Source organism: Pseudomonas sp. CROZ-RG-20F-R04-15 (assembly GCF_022662375.1).
Taxonomy (GTDB): Bacteria; Pseudomonadota; Gammaproteobacteria; order Pseudomonadales; family Pseudomonadaceae; genus Aquipseudomonas.
On record NZ_JAKNQL010000018.1, the window covers coordinates 25,051 to 40,941 of the forward strand.

A 15,891-nucleotide genomic window follows, 5' to 3' on the forward strand; every position below is an offset into this window, starting at 1 on the left:
ACTACGACGCAAACTCACAAGAGAAATGCCCCGCGAGGAAGTCGCTCATGTCCCTGCACCGCGTCGCCCGTATTGCCGATGTCCCTGAAGACCGTGGCCTGCAAGTTGAAATCGGTGAATGCAAGATTGTGCTGCTGCGCGCCGCTGGGCAATTACGCGCATTTCAAGGCGAATGCCCACATGCCGGGGCGCCGCTGGCTGACGGTGCGTTGTGTCACGGACGCCTGATCTGCCCGTGGCACAAGGCTGCGTTTCGCGCAGAAGACGGCGCATTGTGCGAGCCACCGGCGCTCGACAGCCTCAAACGTTATCCGCTGGAACTGCGTGGCGATGAGGTCTGGGTCGATGATCAGCCGTTGCCCGACCCACATACCCCTCCGGCGGATGATTCGCGCACGTTCGTGATCGTCGGCGCGGGTGCGGCCGGCACCGCGTGTGCCGCGGCGCTGCGGGAAAAAGGTTTTGGTGGCCGGATCGTGATGATTGATCGCGAGGCGGATGCCGGTTACGACCGCACGGTGCTGAGCAAATTTGTTCTCGCTGGAGAAATGCCCGCCGAGGAAACCCCGCCGCTGCGAGATGAAGCTTTTTATAAAGAGCAGCGTATTGAGCGACTGGAAAACGAAATCACCTCGCTCGACGCCACAAACAAGATTTTGCACCTCAGCGATGGCCAGGCCCTGCGTTATGACGCGGCGGTGCTGTCTACCGGTGGCGAGCCGAATACGCTGGATTTGCCCGGCGCCGATCTTCCGCAGGTGTTCGTACTGCGCTCAAAAGCCCAAGCCGAACAGATCATGACAGCGGCCAGCCCCGATCAGCGCGCGATCATCATTGGTGACAGCTTCATCGCCCTCGAATGCGCCTCGGCCCTGCGCCAGCATGGCCTCGACGTCACGGTGCTGGCTCGTCACGCGATTCCTTTCGCCGCGCAATTCGGCGAGGCCGTAGGCAAAGCCATCCGCGCTTTGCACGAGGAAAACGGCGTGAAGTTCATCACCGAGCACGAAGCCACCGAGATCATCGGCGACGGCAAAGTCGAAGCGGTGCTGCTGGACAATGGTCTGCGGCTTTCAGCCGACTTGGTACTGGCGGGGATCGGCGTACATCCGGCGACCGAAGCATTCGCCTCACTGCCAAGGGAAAAGGATCAGTCATTGCGCGTCGATGACGGCATGCGCATCAGCGAAGGCCTGTGGGCCATCGGCGACATCGCCACGTTCCCGCTCCACGGCCAGACGCAACGCATCGAACATTGGCGCCTGGCCCAGCAACACGCGCGAATCGCGGCTGCCAACATGCTGGGTGGCGAGGAGCATTATCTGGACGTGCCGTTCTTCTGGACCTGGCACTTCGGCAAGAATTACGACTATCTCGGCCACGCTGAGCACTGGGATGAGGTGGAGTTTCTCGGCGAGCCTGAACATCCGCCATTCATTGGGCTGTTCGGCAGAAACGGCATTCTGGTCGCTGCAGTCGCCTGCGAAAAAGAACGCGCCATGGCGCTGCTGGCCGAGCGCATGAAGCAACCGCTGGCTATGGAAGAGGCCTGGACATTGATCCGCGATTACGCTTGATCGTTCCCACGCACTGCGTGGGAATGCAGCCCGTGACGCTCCGCGTCACTGGACGCAGAGCGTCCCTAGAGGCGTTCCCACGCGGAGCGTGGGAACGATCAATTAACGGGAAAGGGGCTCGCGATTGTCGTCATCCTCGGCATGCAGAAAGATCACCCGGGGATTCTCCAGCGGTGCCAGCGGCGGTGGCAGTTCCTGCTGCTGAACCGGCCAGAAGTGCGTCACCACATGGCTGATGTCACCTTCCTGATCGTTATGGATGGTCATCACGCCGGGCGAGCGCAGTTTCCGAAAGCGCTCATCGCAGAGTTTGAAGCTCTTGCTCAACCCTTCATCGTCGATCACCGGCGACGGCAAACGGCGCTGGGCGAAGCTGCGACTTTTGCGCTGCTGGTAACGCGCCCAACCGATCAGAATCACCGCGTTGACCAACGCCACCCACAGATAAATCTGCAGCGTGCCCAATGCTTCGAACGCCGAGTTGTCGATACGCGGCCCGCCCGCATGAGTTTCGATCAACGGCCATAGCCCACGGATCAGCAAGAACAGCAGTCCAACCCACGCCACCACGGTAAGCACCACATCGACCACGACCAGAAAGGGCCGCTGGCGGGTCCGGATGATTTTCATTTGATGACCTCCTCTTCGTCGTCGCCAATCGGTTTGATACCCCGGTCGGGACTGACCCAACGCGCACGTTTCTGATGTTGGCCGAACAAGACTTTCGGGAAGCTGACCAGCGTGGTCAGCAAACTGACAAACCAGAAGGCAATCGGGTACCAGACCACCCAGAACATGGTCTTGCCCAACCCCGGCTCGTAGCGGCGGTCGATGATGATGCTGACGGCGAACTGCACCAGGCAGACAAATGCCAGCAGCAATCCAGTAAATGCCGGCGGCATCAGGTGATCCACAGCGATCGCCTCCGGCATGACCACAAATTTGCCGACGCCCCAGAAAATCACCGACAGCAGGAAGGTAAACGCCCAACCGGTCGACAGGCAGTATTCGAACAGCAGTGGCCACAGATAACGATGACGGTACTGCCAGATGCCGCGAATGTTCTTGAACAGCACTTCGGCGCCGCCCTGGGCCCAGCGCAGACGCTGCTTCCACAAGCCGCCGAGGGTTTCCGGCATCAGAATCCAGCACAACGCGCGCGGCTCGTAGAAGATGCTCCAGTGATCAAGTTGCAGCTTCCAGCTGATGTCGATGTCTTCGGTGATCATGTCCGGGCTCCAGTAACCGACGCGGTTCAGCGCGGTACGGCGGAACGCGACGATCACTCCGGACACGGTGAAAATCCGCCCGAACACCCGTTGCGTGCGCTTGATCAACCCGATGATCGACGAGAACTCACCGACCTGAACCCGCCCGACCAGCGTCGAACGCGTGCGAATCCGCGGGTTGCCGGTCACCGCGCCAAGCCGTGCGTTATCCAGCATCGGTGCGACCAGATACGCCGCCGTATTCGGCGCCAGCAGCGCGTCGCCGTCGATGCACACCAGATATTCGCTGCGCGCCGCGATCGCGCCCATGCGCAGAGCGACAGCCTTGCCCTGGTTTTCCGCCAGATGCAGCACGCGCAGGCGTGGATCTTCTTTGGCCAAGGCATCGAGCACTTCGGCGGTGTTGTCCTTGGAGCCGTCGTTGATCGCGATGACTTCGATGTTCGGGTAATGCTGAGCCAGCGCCGCGTGGATCGTATCGGCGGCGTTGTCACCTTCGTTGTAGCAAGGGATCAGGATCGAGATCAGCGGCTCGCCTTCCAGTGGCGGCGGCAGCGTGTCGTCCTGCCACGGCCAGTGACGCTCCCAGTGCAACCAGAAATACAGGCCGCCGGCAATCCACAACCCGGACATGAACAACGGGTAGAAGAACACGAAGTCCATCAGGAACTGCCCGGTGACCAGGAAGATCAGGCCCAGCGGCACGCCGAGGACGAGCGCCAGAACAAGCAGGGCTAACAGTCTATCCAGCATGTTATGGATTCCATTTGTTGGAGAGCGCAGGCCTTACGGTTTTCAGGTCCGGCAGGTTGTCGAGGAAGTTGTCCGGGTAGTAACCGAAACTGGTCGCGCCCTGACGCTTGAGGCGGCCCATCCAGTCCGCCAGATGCGCGCCATCGATGTCGGCCTGATCCTTCTTGGTCCAGTCGCGGGCCTGCAATTCGAACACCGTGCGATCCAGCGCGCCGGGACGTTTCTTGACCGTTGCCACCAACGCCTCCAGCCACGGGCCGGACTGCGCCTGGGTCTGTTTTTCCATCAGTGGCATGGCCATCGGCGCGGTCCAGTCGTAGGTCACGAGGAAATCGTCGAGGTTCTGTGCGAACCACGCTTCGCTCTCGGGGTTGAGCATTGGCTCGGCGAAGATGTTGCGCGCGGTCTGCACCTGCGGACCGCGAATCGCACGGACTTTGGCGGTCAGCTCATTGGTGAAGTCGATGAGGTATCTGCTCTTGAAGCGGGTCCAGCGCTGCATCGCGGCCGGATCGTCGCGCAGGGCGGCAATCGAACCCGGCAAGCCATGGGCAGCGTAGGCTTTCAAGGCTTCAGGGCTGGCGTCTTCAAAGTCAGAAAGCACCGCATCGTCGTGGTAGAGAATGCCGTCGACCGAAGTCAGGCGCGCCACGTCTTCATAGATTTCACCGATGATCCGCCGCACCTCGGGATCGAACGGCGACAGACGTTTGTACTGGTCCGGATCGACTGCTGTGGTGCCGGTTTTCGGGTCCCAGCGGGTGACACGCGGCAGCTTCGAATCAAGTCCGAAACTGAGCACTGGCATCCAGGCAAAAACCTTCACGTGGGCACGAGTGCGCAGCTGCCAGGCAACCCGGTCAAAGATGTCGGCGCGTACCGGCAAGTGGCGGTTGGGGAAGTACAGCGAATGCACCAGGCCATCGCCCTTGGGATCAGCGAAGGCTTGCAGGAACACCGTGTTGGCGCCCATGTCAGCCATGCGCTGCACCAGTTTGCCGAGGTTGATGTCCTGTTGCGCCGGGTCCGGGTCGTAGACGTTATCCAGATCGACGTGGACCACGCGCATGGCGAAATCCGACTGCACACCGACGACGCTGTTGGCGAAATGCTCGCCGTCAGGGTCAGAGGCGACCAGAAAGCGTGGGCTGCTCATCAGGTTGTCGAGGGCATCGAGACCGTCGTCCAGGGTCAGGGCCATTTCATAGCCCTGCTCACCGACCACGGTCAACGAAGTACCGTCCGCCGTGCCGTACGGCCAGACCCAGACGCGCGGCTTCTTGCCGGTGACCTTGCGGATTTTCTCCGAGATGTTGCTCACATCGGTACGAATCCGCGCCTGAAAGTCAGCCTCGGATTCGTAGCGTTTGGTCACCGGGTCGTAACGCCGGGTCGCCGCTGCCGGCTGCAGGTTGCCTTGCGGGTTGGCCAGAATCCCTTTGTGGTTGGCGTCGGTGTGCGCGGCGATTTCCACCAGACCGGATTGCGAGATTTCACGCACCTGATCCCAGGTCAGGAAGTCGGAACGCGCACGCGGCGCGCCGGCGAAGTCCACCGGTTGATTGAGCGGCGTGTCGATCCAGCTGCCGACCGGCGCCAGCAACGCATGCCAGTTATAGGCGCGCAGCACCGGCAGTACGCGGGTGTAGAAGCTCGAATAGCCGTCGTCGAAGCTGAGCAGAATAGCCTTCGCCGGCAGCTCCGGGCCGCCCTTGCGCGCGGCCATGATCTGGTCGACCGTCACCGGTTTGTAGCCATTTTCGCGCAGCCACGCGAGTTGCTCGATCATGCGCTCGGTGCGCACCGCCACCACGGCCTGATCGGGATCGCGGTCTTCGACGTCGTGATAGGCGATGCCGAGCACGTGATTTTTCGGCCACGGTTTTTCACTGGCCGCCAGCGGGCGCTCGGACGGCGGCGCGAAGGCCGGAGCTTGCTGGGCACAGGCGCTGACCAGCAGCGCTCCCAGCAGAAGGATGAAACGCGAAATCAAAGGCATCTTCAAACTCTTCTAGAAGCGGAAAGTGAGGTCGACGAGCAGACGCAGATCGGTCTCCCGATCACCGTCGTAAGGCCGGTTGATCACACTGAACAAGCCGCCCACCTCGAACACGTCGTTCCAGGCATAACGCTGGCCGTAACCGAGCAAGGCCATGCCGCCGGTGCCGTGATCACGCTGGCTGTACGTCCCCGCGCCGGCCTGGAACTGCTGGCTCCAGGAGGTTTCGTAGCGGTGGTAAAGCACGTGATTGACGTTGACCAGCGGCATCACGCTGAAGTCGGATTTCGGGTTGAAGTACGGCACGTCATCGGACTTGGAGTTGTGGCTGGTGCCGACTTCCAGTCCCGCATCGACCTGCACGTTCGGCGCGCTGTAGACGCCCTCGCGACCGGTGAGCAAGGCTTCGACGCGGTTGTTGCCGTCGCTGAAATGCGACGGGCTGACGGCCAGTTTCCACTCGCGGCTTTCGTTGGCGCGCCAGCGGATAAAACCGCTGCCGCCATTGGCCTTGATGTCGCTGTTGAGCGCGCGCAATGGCGTCTCGGCCGACAGGTATTCGAGGCTGCCGCCGTACTGCCAGTGGTCATTGATGTCGCGGGCAATCGCCAGCCGTGCGCCCTGTTTGTCGCCGAAACCGTAGGAGTGATTGGAGACTTCCGCTTCGAGGGTCATATCGCGGGTGCGGCGCTCCAGGCCGACACGCTGGAAGCGATGATTGCCGGTGCCTTCAGCGAAGTCGCCGGTGGCATAGCCGGCCCCGGCGAACACGCGCCAGTCTTCATCGATAGGCGGGCTGTACAGGGTGGTCTGGATGCCAAAATCGCGGCTGCCGCTGACGGCGCCGGCATCGCCACTGCCGCCACCATTGGCCTTGCCGCCGTAAGCTTCGACGCGCAGTTCCGACATGTCATGCACTTCGCGTTCGCGAGCCAGACGCTGCACCTGGCGGTTATCCGGATAACGCGCGACGACGTCATCAGTCAGCGCATCCATTTGCCGCCATTCCTGCAGTTCCATGGCGGTGTGGGCCTGACCGATTTCCAGGCCCATGTCGCGCGGCACCATGCTCTCGGTTTCCTTGAGCTGCATTTCCGCGCGGCGCGGCCAGTTGCGGGCCAGGTACAGATCGGCCTGAGCCAGACGCAAACCGACGTTGCCCGGCGCCTGATCGACCAAGGTCTGCAAACGCTCCTCACCGTGAGGCAAATCGGAACCGTAAGTCCCGGCCTGAGCGGCGAGTTGCTGGGCATCCATCCATTCATCGTTGGGGTTGCCGATCGGCAAGCCTTTCAGCTCGATACGCGGATGCTGAGTCTTGGCCAAGTCTTCGGCGACTTTGCGCGCATCGTCGGCGCGGTCGCTTTCCAGTAACGAGTAATACAGTGCTGTGGTGTCTTCGAGGCGGTCGCCGACATCGGCGTCTGGCGCCGACAACACCTGCCGATAGAGGTCGGTGGCGATTTCCGGCTGGCGTTGATCCAGATACGACGCAGCTACCCAGCGCAGGGCGTAAGTCGGAATCTTCACGCCTTCGGCTTGCAGCTTTTGGTACTCAGTAATGACGTCGGCGGTGCGTGCGCGGGCCTTGAGTGCGCCCATGCGGTCGATGCGCCAGCGAACCACATCGTCGTGTGCTGCAGCGTCCGGCGTCCAGGTGGCGAGCAGTTTGTCGTAGTCGGCCAACGCGCGGTCGGCGATGACATAGCGTTCTTTCTCACTGCGCGTGGCGAGTTCGGCCAGGCGTACTCGCTCGGCGGCGAGATCGCCTTCGAGGCGACGCAGGGTCACCGGATCAATCAGACCCGGACGCTGATTGGCCAGACGCAACGCCGGCTCCGGCAGACGAGCCTTTTGCAGGGCGACCACGTATTCACGAGCGACTTCAGGTTTGTTGCCGGCGCGTTTGAAGGCCTGGTCGTATTCGAACAGGGCGTCGTACTGCTTGCCGGCGCGAGTCAAGGCGTAGCCCAGCGCCAGACGACGGGAAGGATCATCGGGTTTGGCCGCCACCAGCGCTTTGGCGCGGGTCACCGCTTCATCAGGTTTACCGGCGTCAGCCTGGGTCAGGGCCAGGCCCAATTGCAGGTCGGCATTATCCGGCTCCAGCGCCAAGGCCTTGTTGTAGACCTGGGTCGCCTGATCCCAGCGTTTGAGATTGCGGTAGGCACGCGCGGTGGCAGTCAGTGCCTGCACCGGCAGGAGGCGATCGCGGCCCTGGGTTTCATAAACCTGCACCACTTCGGCGTCGAGGCCGGCCCAACTGGCGATCTGCAAGTGATCGCTGATCTGCCCGGTGGTCGACTGGCCGGGTGGCACCTGACGCAAAACCGTCAGCGCCGGCGTGGTTTGCCCGGCACGGGCGTCGCGCACCATCTGATCGTAGGGTGTGTCGGCAAACGCCAGCGCCGGCCAGAGCAACTGGCTGCACAGCGCGACTCGGAACAACGGGCGTAAACCACGATGTAATACAGGAACATCAATACGCGGCATTCGTCAGCATCCTTACATGGCCAGCCGGGACGCAATGCCCTCCTTGCCCTTTCGTAACGGTGGCCGCGAAGCACATACCACGGCCAAGCTTAGTCAGGCAGTCTTGCACGCAAGCGTAGACCAATCTTCGGAACACAATAATTGTTCAGAATCGTGCTGGCGGCTCAGCCAGCACACCGAAAACCCGAACGCCAGACAGCAAAACGCCCGGCGTCCGTGCGATACAGAGGCCGGGCGTTGCTATTAAGAGCGCAGGATTACTGCACTTGCGTGACGCCTGCGAACTTGCTCATCAGGAAGCCGACGAACTGCTCGACGGTCATCTTCTGGCCGTTGAATTCAACCTGATTGGCGGCGTAATGCAGCTTGGTCACGACGTTGCTGCCGTCGACGACGGCCAACTGCGAACCGACCGCCATGCCCGCAAACATGTCGGCCGCTTCCTTGGATTGATCGACGATGGCTTTGGCATCGGTCTGGCCGTCGAGTTGCGCCTGCACACTGAGCAGATCGACCAGCATCGGCTTGGACACCTGGATATTCAGATCCAGCAATGCAACCAGTTGTTTGCCCAGTTGATCCGGTGGCAAGTCCATCGATTGTGGCTTGGTCAGGTCGATCACCAGATTGGCTTTGCTTTCGCCGTTGGCAGTGTTGAACGACAGGTTCTCCAGCGCAATCTGCGGGCCGGCGGCCAGCAGTTTCTGCAGGTCGGCTTTGACCTGGGCGTTTTCAGCTTCGGTGAGGTTCAGCTCCGGCGCTGGCAAGCCCTGGGCTGCGGCTTCGGCGGCGGCTTTTTCGTACGGCTGCAATTTGGTCTGGTAGATCTGCATCAGCGACATGGTCGACGGGATGTCGAGGTTTTTCAGGCTCATGGCCATATTGGCCGAGCCGATTTTCTTGTCGTTGAGGCTGACTTCGCCAATCTTGTAATCAGCACGGCCCGAGGCATTGCTGCCGGATTCTTCGGTGAGGTTCTTCATTTCGAAGTTCTTCACGCCGAGTACCGATTGCTTGGTGCCGAAGGTGGTTTTGCTGTTGGTCAGCACCAGGGTGTTTTCCCCGGTGTAGTAGCCGTAGCTGCTCTTGGCGAGGTTACTGGCCAGGGTCAGACCGTTGAGTTCGACCTGCACGGGCGCCTGATCTTCAGCGACGGTGACCAGTTTCAGGTTGTCCATGTAACCGTCCGCCTTGACCTTCTGCGCCTGGGCGTTGGCCGAAATGTTCATGGTCAGGCCGGAGAACTTCAGGCTCGACTGCTCATCCAGTGCCGTTTCGAACGGCAGCAGGTCGAGGGTGCTGGTGGTGGATTCGTCGTAGCCGATGCTGGTCACGCCTTTGAGCGGTGCGGCGCCCTTGGTCGCGGCGAACCATTTTTCGGTGGCCGGGTTCTTTTCCAGCTCGTAGTTGCTGGTGGCCATGACCGGCAGCCATTTCAGCGAGACCAGACGCGAGAACGGCAGTGGACCGTGTTCGATGTGGTCGACGAAGAGCAATTCGACCGGCTTGTCGCCAAACATCTCGCCTTCACCCTTGAGGCGGTAGTGCGCGGTGCTGGTGAAGGTATGGCGGTCGAGCGACACCAGTTCCAGCGACGCGGTGCCGTTGGAGCCGGCCATCGCGGTTTGCAGCTCTTTGTTGGCATTGCTGACGGCGTTGTTCAACACGCCTTCGATCTTGGTCCCGGTGTACCAGGCCCCGCCTGCGCTGATCGCGCCGATGGCAACAACAATTCCGAGGAGCACGCCTGCTGATTTATTCATGAATGACCTGATCGATTTCCGTGGCTGTGAGTGTGGTCGTCTTCCCTGAACCCGTGACCGGGTCGCGGCTCGACTGCGCTGAATTCAGCGGTGGAGATTAGCACCGGGCGCGCAAGGTGGCCCAATGTTTAAAGGTGAAAGAGTGTCTATGGGGAGAGTGGACAGCGTTCAGGCGGGAAGAGTTTCGGTGTTTTTCAGTCCGCCTTCGCGAGCAGGCTCGCTCCCACAAGGACAACGCTGTACCTGTGGGAGCGAGCCTGCTCGCGAAGGGGCCAGATGATTCAGCAGAGAATCAGGAATACTGAACCTCGATCTCATCCAGTTGATGATCAAAGCTTTTCAGCCGCGCGGTCCACGTGTAGACCAGCACTTCAAAGTCCCGATCGATCACCGCCCCTCCCGGCCCGTCAGCGCGCGGGTCGCAGAAATCCAGTTGATAGCGCTCACGGGCCATGGCCGTGGCGACATCCGATAATTCACGAGCATTGTTGAGCCAGTGCCAGCCCTCGCCATCGATCTGCTTGTCGAGTTCCAGGCACTGTTTTTTCAGCGCTTCGAGGCTTTTTTCCAGCGGCGTGCCGGTGAGTTCGCCCATGACTTCGGCGAAGGTCCGCCCCGGCTGCCAGTAGCTGCCCCAGAAATACCTGTCGAATACAGTTTCGACCCGGCGCAGGGCGACTTTGGTGTCCCAGATCAGCACCAGGGTCTTGCCCTGTTCAAGCTGGCGTTTTTTGACCCGCTGCACCTGCACCGATGCCCACGCCACGACGACGATGGCCATGACCGCGATCAACGCCGTTGCGCTGTCGAGAAAGACCATCGCCTTGTCGATCTGATGGGCCAGCATGATGCCGTAGAAATAGGTGGCCGAAAGCAGCACCAGCGCTGCGAGGGCGCACCAGAAGCCGAGAGCGTAAGGGTTTTTCATTATTGGTTTCCCCTAGACCAGCGCTAGCAATGTGCGCTGGAAGGGTGCTTTGCACGGGGCGCCCTTCCAACACTTCAAAGCATAGCAACCGCCTCAGGGTTTGCTGGGGCTTGCAGCGTTCGTTCGTCCGCTTTCCCAACCGCCGCCCAAGGCGAGGAACAAATCGATCTGGCTCATCGCAACCTGGGTGTTGGCGGCGGCCAGTTGCGCAGTGACATCGGTGTAGGTGCGGGTCGCTTGCAGGTCGGCGAGAAACGATTCGCGGCCGGCCTGGAAGAAGCGGTGGGTCTGGTCCGCGGCCAGTTTCGCCGACTGCTCGGCATCGGCCAGCGCGTCGCGACGTTGCAGCAAGGCGCTGTACTGGGCCAGACCGGTTTGGGTTTCGCGAATAGCGTTGAGCACCACGCCGTCGAAATGCGCCAGCGCGCCCTGGGTCGTCGCTTCGGCTTCACGGATGCGCGCGCGGGCGCCGTTGGTCGGGACTTTCCAGCTCAGCGACGGGCCGAAGCCCCAACGGTTGGTCGACGGATCACCGAGGTCGTCGATGATGCCGACGGTGCCGATGGTCGCGCCGATGCTGATGTCCGGGTACAGCTCGCCGGTGGCGACGCCGATCCCGGCGGTAGCGGCGGCCAGACGTCGTTCAGCCTGACGAATGTCCGGACGACGCTTGAGCAGCGCGGCGCCGTCACCGACCGGCACCAGTTGGGCGATTTTCGGCAATTCGGCGCAAGTCGCGGTGCCAGCAGGCAACTGATCGACCGGTTTTGCCAGCAGCATCGACAGACGGAACAACCCGGCCTGACGCGCCGCTTCATAACGCGGCATGTCGGCGCGCAGGGATTTGAATTGGGTTTGCGAGCGGGTGACCTGGGTTTCATCGCCGCGCCCGGCATCGCGCAGACGCTGGATCAGCGTGGTGCCTTGCGATTGCAGGTCGAGGGAATGCTGGGCGATTTCGCGTTCTTCATTGGCCGCGCAGACCTGGGTGTAGGCGCGAACCACGTCTGCCACCAAAGTAATGCGCGCGGTATCCGCTGCGGCTTGGGTTGCATCGGCGTTGGCCTTGGCGCCTTCGATACCGCGTTGCAACGTGCCCCACAGGTCGAACTGATACGAGGCGCTGATGCCAATATCGCCGACGTTGGCCACCGGCACTTTTTCTGGCAACAGGAATGCCTGACCGGATTCCTGTAAACGCTGGGCGCCCATTTTCACGCCACCGCTCCAACCGCCGGCAGCCTCCGCCTCATCGACCTGAGCGCGGGCGCGCTGCAAATTGGCGGCGGCGACGCGCAGGTCGGTGTTGGAGGCCATAGCCTGCTGCACCAGTTGATCGAGGCGTGGGTCTTTATACAGCCGCCACCAATCCGCCGGCACCGGCGCCGAGACCACCGGTTTGCCCGCCACGGCCAGCTCGCCCTGAAAATCCTTGCGTTGAACCGCCGCATCCTCAGGCACGTGATAGTCCGGCCCGACCATCTGACACGCCGACAACATCACGCCCAACCCGGCGATCATCAGGGCCCTGCTCATTGCGCGGGCTCCTGCTTTCTATCATCGATTTTTGCGTCATCGATGATTGAAACCGTCGCGGTACGCCCGGCGATCATGCGGAAATCTTCCGGCACATCATCAAAGGCAATCCGCACCGGAATCCGCTGCGCCAGCCGCACCCAGCTGAACGCCGGGTTGACGTTCGGCAGCAAGTTGCTGCCACTGGTACGGTCGCGGTCTTCGATGCCGGCGACGATGCTTTCGACATGCCCGCGCAGCTTGGCGCGGTCACCGATCACGCGGATATCCACCGACTGACCGACATGAATGCCGTCGAGTTTGGTCTCTTCGAAATAACCGTCGATGTGGAACGAGTTGCTGTCGACCACCGACAACACCGGACGCCCGGCAGTAACGAACTCCTGCGGACGCGGTGCGCGGTCGTTGACGTAGCCATCCACCGGGCTGCGGATCACCGAGCGGTCGAGGTTGAGCTGAGCGCTGTCGACGGTAACCATGGCTTCGGCCAGCGCCGATTGCGCACGGGCGACCTTCGATTGGCTTTCTTCCAGCTGTTCGGCCGGCACCAGGTTGCCGAGGCCACGGTTACGCTTGGCTTCGCGCTGGGCCTGGGCCAAGGTTTCTTCGCGATCAGCGACAGCCGCTTTGGCCTGACGCAGGGCCAGTTTGAAACGGTCCTGGTCGATGCTGAACAGCACCTGGCCACGCTTGATCAACTGGTTGTCTTTGACTTCAACCTGCTGGATCAACCCGGACACGTCCGGGGCGATCTGGATGATGTCGGCGCGAATGTGGCCGTCACGGGTCCACGGCGCAAACATGTAATACATCACCATGCGCCAGACGAGGACAACGGCAAAAGTCACGATCAGCAGGGTCAGTACCACGCGACCGATGGTCAAAAACGGTTTTTTCATGTCATCAGGTATCGACTGAGTGAGTCCACGCCGTACAGAAGTACCGCGTAGAGCGCCACGTTGAACAATGCCCGGTGCCAGACCAGACGGTAAAAGTGCACGCGCGTAAGCACGGCATGCACCAGCAAAAACAGCACATAAGTGATGCCCATCAACACCAGCAGGGTCGGCAGGAAAATGCCGCTGATGTCCAGATCACCGATCATAGGGGCGCTCCATCGGGCAGCGGTTCTTCGGGCTCGGCGCTGGAGACGAATTCGACGCCGGGCAGCAACGCCAGACGTAAACCGCTCAAGGCGTGCAACAGGTTTAGCCGGGTTTCATCGTCGCCGTGGCCACTGAGCGCACGGCGGGTGCGATCCAGGGTCATCAGCAACGGAGCCGGGGCCGGTAAGCGTTCGCCAGCCTTGAGGCAGGCGCGGAAATACTCGCCGACTTCACTGACCACTTGCTGCAACAACGCATTCGGTGCACCGGTCACCCGTGGGGTGTAGGCGAGCAGGTCGAGCAGGTTGAGGCCTACGCGCACTTCGCGCATGGCAATGCCGGTGTCCTGGCCGGTAAGGGCCAGACGCGGCAAGTGCTGCATCAACCGATCGAGCAACTGCACGCCCAATTGCCGGTGCTCGGCGAGGTTGGCTGGCTCGGTCATGTGGACGATGTCTTTCCAACTGAAGCGGGTCAGGCGCTTGGCCGCCAGTTCAGCACCGAACGGACGCGCCACCAGCGTCCAGATAAACGCGAACAACAGGCCGATCGGCCCCGCCAGGTTGGAATTCACGAAGGCGAAAAAGTCCGCGTCGTAAGCGCCCTGAATGCTGATGAACGACGAGGTGTTGACCAGCGTCAGCAGCATGCCGAGGTAGAAACGCGGTTGCACGGTCAGGGTGCCGACGCAAATGAACGGGATGGAAAACGCCAGCACCAGCATCGGAAAGTCATGCAGGTTGGGCAGAATCAAAAACAGATAAAGGCTGGCGAACAGCACCGACATGCCGGTCCAGAAAAAGAATCGGTAAATCTGCGGCGCCGGGTCGTCCATCGAGGCAAAGAAGCTACACGCCACCGCCGCCAGAATCACCGCACTGCCGCCGTCCGGCCAGCCGAGCAGAATCCACAACACCGAAGCAGTGATGATCGCCAGAATCGTCGAGGCCACCGAATAGAGCATCAAGCCACGGTCGATAAACGGTGTCAGCCGACCCAAACGCCAATGGCGATAGACCGCGCGCCAGCTGTCCTGGCGCTCGCAGAGAATCGCGTCCTGCAAACTGCGGCAGTCCTGCCACAAATCGATGAATTCACCGAGGCGATAAATCGAATTGGAGAACAGCAGTTGCCTGCGATCCTCAAGCGCCTCGACGCTCGGCTGCAGGGCTTCGAGCTGATCTTTCAGCGCTTGCCAGCGGTCGAGATCGGCGTCCTGATGAGCGAGCCATTCGCGAGTCGCGACGAGCAGTGGTTCGAATTTTTCCACCAGCTCTGGCGTACGCCGTTCGAGGGCGTAGAGCGAGTCTTCCAGCGCATCGATCACCGGCAATAGATGAATCATCCGCCCGCGTAACTCTTTGGTGTTGCGCACGGTTTGCGGTCGCGCGCCTTCGTGGGGCAACTGGCCGATCATCAGCTCAAGGCTGTTGAAGTTGGCGACCATGGCCATGCGCAGCGCGGTGACTTCTTCGGGCTGCACATCGCGGCTGAGGAATTTCAGGCTGTAGGTCGTCGCGTCGGCGAACCACTTGCTCACGGCATCGTTGAACACCGGCGCCAGACGACGCGGCCAGAACATCGCACCGACCACCGCCGCGACGGCGATGCCGAGGAAAATCTCTTCCGTACGCGCTTCCGCCACGTCCCACACCGCCAGCGGGTTATCCACCACCGGCAAGGCAATCAGCGGCAAGGTGTAACCGGCAAGCATCAGCGCGTAGCTGTTGGCCGTGCGCAGATGCAGGGACATGAACAACAGAATCCCCGTCCACAGCGCAATGACCACCACCAACACGTACGGGCTCTGGACGAACATCGGCACGAAAAAAACCGCCGCTGCCGCACCGAGAAAAGTACCGATGGCACGGTACAACGCCTTGGAACTGGTCGGCCCGAGAAACGGGCTGGAAACGATGTAAACCGTGGCCATCGCCCAATACGGACGCGGCATTTGCATGAGCAAGGCGATATACAGCGCGATCATCGACGCTGCAAAAGTCCGGATCCCGTAGAACCAGTCGCGGGCCGGCGGAATGCCGGAGAAAAAACCGTTCAAGAATTGACCACCACAGGCGGATTGGCCGCCTCAAAAGCTCTGAGTACCCGAAGCGTAGCTTCCAGATCGCTTTGATCGATGCCTTCGAGCACCTCATGACGCAAGCGCACCAGTTCGATCTCGACCGCCTGCACCAGTTCACGGCCGGTGTCGGTCAGACTCAGGCACTTGGCGCGGCGATCCTGGGCATCTTCGGTACGACAGACGTAACCGGAATGGCACAGCTGATCGAGCAGACGTACCAGCGACGGACTCTCCATCCCGGCCGCCTGCGCCACTTGCACCTGGCGCACGCCCTCGCCCAAACGGCCGATCATCAACAACGGCACGGCGCAGGCTTCGGAGATTCCATAGTTGACCAGCGTGGTCTGGCAGATCTTCCGCCAATGCCTGGCGGCCACCACCATGGCACTGCTGATGTTCATCTGGAGAGCGTCGAGTTCGTTCG

12 protein-coding genes are annotated in these 15,891 nt (G+C 61.4%); 1 reads left to right on the top strand and 11 read right to left on the bottom strand.

What is annotated here, in order from left to right; translation table 11 throughout:
• The first annotated feature begins 47 nt into the window (after positions 1–47).
• The gene (locus L8H52_RS22210) at positions 48–1,577 is read left to right on the top strand and encodes an FAD-dependent oxidoreductase (protein WP_242208785.1); all 1,530 of its coding nucleotides are present in this window, start codon (positions 48–50) and stop codon (positions 1,575–1,577) included.
• A gap of 102 nt (positions 1,578–1,679) precedes the next feature.
• On the opposite strand, the gene pgaD is transcribed toward L8H52_RS22210, so the two are convergent.
• The 11 genes from pgaD to L8H52_RS22265 all read right to left on the bottom strand — a co-directional run bounded on the left by pgaD (position 1,680) and on the right by L8H52_RS22265 (position 15,868).
• Complete coding sequence (gene pgaD / locus L8H52_RS22215) at positions 1,680–2,207, bottom strand: poly-beta-1,6-N-acetyl-D-glucosamine biosynthesis protein PgaD (RefSeq protein WP_242208784.1); 528 nt, start codon at positions 2,205–2,207, stop codon at positions 1,680–1,682.
• Positions 2,204–3,559: a poly-beta-1,6-N-acetyl-D-glucosamine synthase gene (gene pgaC / locus L8H52_RS22220; protein WP_016987619.1), complete on the bottom strand. Its 1,356-nt coding sequence runs from the start codon at positions 3,557–3,559 to the stop codon at positions 2,204–2,206. Before pgaC ends, pgaD begins: the two co-directional genes overlap by 4 nt.
• A gap of 1 nt (position 3,560) precedes the next feature.
• On the bottom strand, positions 3,561–5,558 hold the full coding sequence (gene pgaB / locus L8H52_RS22225; protein WP_242208783.1) for a poly-beta-1,6-N-acetyl-D-glucosamine N-deacetylase PgaB: 1,998 nt from the start codon (positions 5,556–5,558) through the stop codon (positions 3,561–3,563).
• Between the two features lie 12 nt (positions 5,559–5,570).
• Positions 5,571–8,051 carry a poly-beta-1,6 N-acetyl-D-glucosamine export porin PgaA gene (gene pgaA, locus L8H52_RS22230; RefSeq protein ID WP_242208782.1) on the bottom strand — a complete coding sequence of 827 codons (2,481 nt, stop codon included), beginning with the start codon at positions 8,049–8,051 and terminating at the stop codon, positions 5,571–5,573.
• A 257-nt stretch (positions 8,052–8,308) separates the two neighbouring features.
• Positions 8,309–9,814: a YdgA family protein gene (locus L8H52_RS22235; RefSeq protein ID WP_242208781.1), complete on the bottom strand. Its 1,506-nt coding sequence runs from the start codon at positions 9,812–9,814 to the stop codon at positions 8,309–8,311.
• Positions 9,815–10,106: 292 nt separating this feature from the next.
• Positions 10,107–10,742 carry an NADH:ubiquinone oxidoreductase subunit N gene (locus tag L8H52_RS22240; protein WP_242208780.1) on the bottom strand — a complete coding sequence of 212 codons (636 nt, stop codon included), beginning with the start codon at positions 10,740–10,742 and terminating at the stop codon, positions 10,107–10,109.
• Between the two features lie 93 nt (positions 10,743–10,835).
• Positions 10,836–12,278: an efflux transporter outer membrane subunit gene (locus L8H52_RS22245; protein WP_242208779.1), complete on the bottom strand. Its 1,443-nt coding sequence runs from the start codon at positions 12,276–12,278 to the stop codon at positions 10,836–10,838.
• A complete protein-coding gene (locus tag L8H52_RS22250) occupies positions 12,275–13,177 on the bottom strand; it encodes an HlyD family secretion protein (protein WP_242208778.1) in 903 nt (300 codons plus the stop codon). Before L8H52_RS22250 ends, L8H52_RS22245 begins: the two co-directional genes overlap by 4 nt.
• A complete protein-coding gene (locus L8H52_RS22255; protein ID WP_007917703.1) occupies positions 13,174–13,383 on the bottom strand; it encodes a DUF1656 domain-containing protein in 210 nt (69 codons plus the stop codon). Before L8H52_RS22255 ends, L8H52_RS22250 begins: the two co-directional genes overlap by 4 nt.
• On the bottom strand, positions 13,380–15,443 hold the full coding sequence (locus tag L8H52_RS22260; RefSeq protein WP_242208777.1) for an FUSC family protein: 2,064 nt from the start codon (positions 15,441–15,443) through the stop codon (positions 13,380–13,382). Before L8H52_RS22260 ends, L8H52_RS22255 begins: the two co-directional genes overlap by 4 nt.
• On the bottom strand, positions 15,440–15,868 hold the full coding sequence (locus tag L8H52_RS22265) for a MarR family transcriptional regulator (protein WP_064117434.1): 429 nt from the start codon (positions 15,866–15,868) through the stop codon (positions 15,440–15,442). Before L8H52_RS22265 ends, L8H52_RS22260 begins: the two co-directional genes overlap by 4 nt.
• Positions 15,869–15,891 lie beyond the last annotated feature (23 nt).

Bases quoted from the DNA above. Each gene is read 5' to 3' on its own strand.
- L8H52_RS22210 (WP_242208785.1), top strand. From the start codon at position 48: ATGTCCCTGCACCGCGTCGCCCGTATTGCCGATGTCCCTGAAGACCGT.
- pgaD (WP_242208784.1), bottom strand. From the start codon at position 2,207: ATGAAAATCATCCGGACCCGCCAGCGGCCCTTTCTGGTCGTGGTCGAT.
- pgaC (WP_016987619.1), bottom strand. From the start codon at position 3,559: ATGCTGGATAGACTGTTAGCCCTGCTTGTTCTGGCGCTCGTCCTCGGC.
- pgaB (WP_242208783.1), bottom strand. From the start codon at position 5,558: ATGCCTTTGATTTCGCGTTTCATCCTTCTGCTGGGAGCGCTGCTGGTC.
- pgaA (WP_242208782.1), bottom strand. From the start codon at position 8,051: ATGCCGCGTATTGATGTTCCTGTATTACATCGTGGTTTACGCCCGTTG.
- L8H52_RS22235 (WP_242208781.1), bottom strand. From the start codon at position 9,814: ATGAATAAATCAGCAGGCGTGCTCCTCGGAATTGTTGTTGCCATCGGC.
- L8H52_RS22240 (WP_242208780.1), bottom strand. From the start codon at position 10,742: ATGAAAAACCCTTACGCTCTCGGCTTCTGGTGCGCCCTCGCAGCGCTG.
- L8H52_RS22245 (WP_242208779.1), bottom strand. From the start codon at position 12,278: ATGAGCAGGGCCCTGATGATCGCCGGGTTGGGCGTGATGTTGTCGGCG.
- L8H52_RS22250 (WP_242208778.1), bottom strand. From the start codon at position 13,177: ATGAAAAAACCGTTTTTGACCATCGGTCGCGTGGTACTGACCCTGCTG.
- L8H52_RS22255 (WP_007917703.1), bottom strand. From the start codon at position 13,383: ATGATCGGTGATCTGGACATCAGCGGCATTTTCCTGCCGACCCTGCTG.
- L8H52_RS22265 (WP_064117434.1), bottom strand. From the start codon at position 15,868: ATGAACATCAGCAGTGCCATGGTGGTGGCCGCCAGGCATTGGCGGAAG.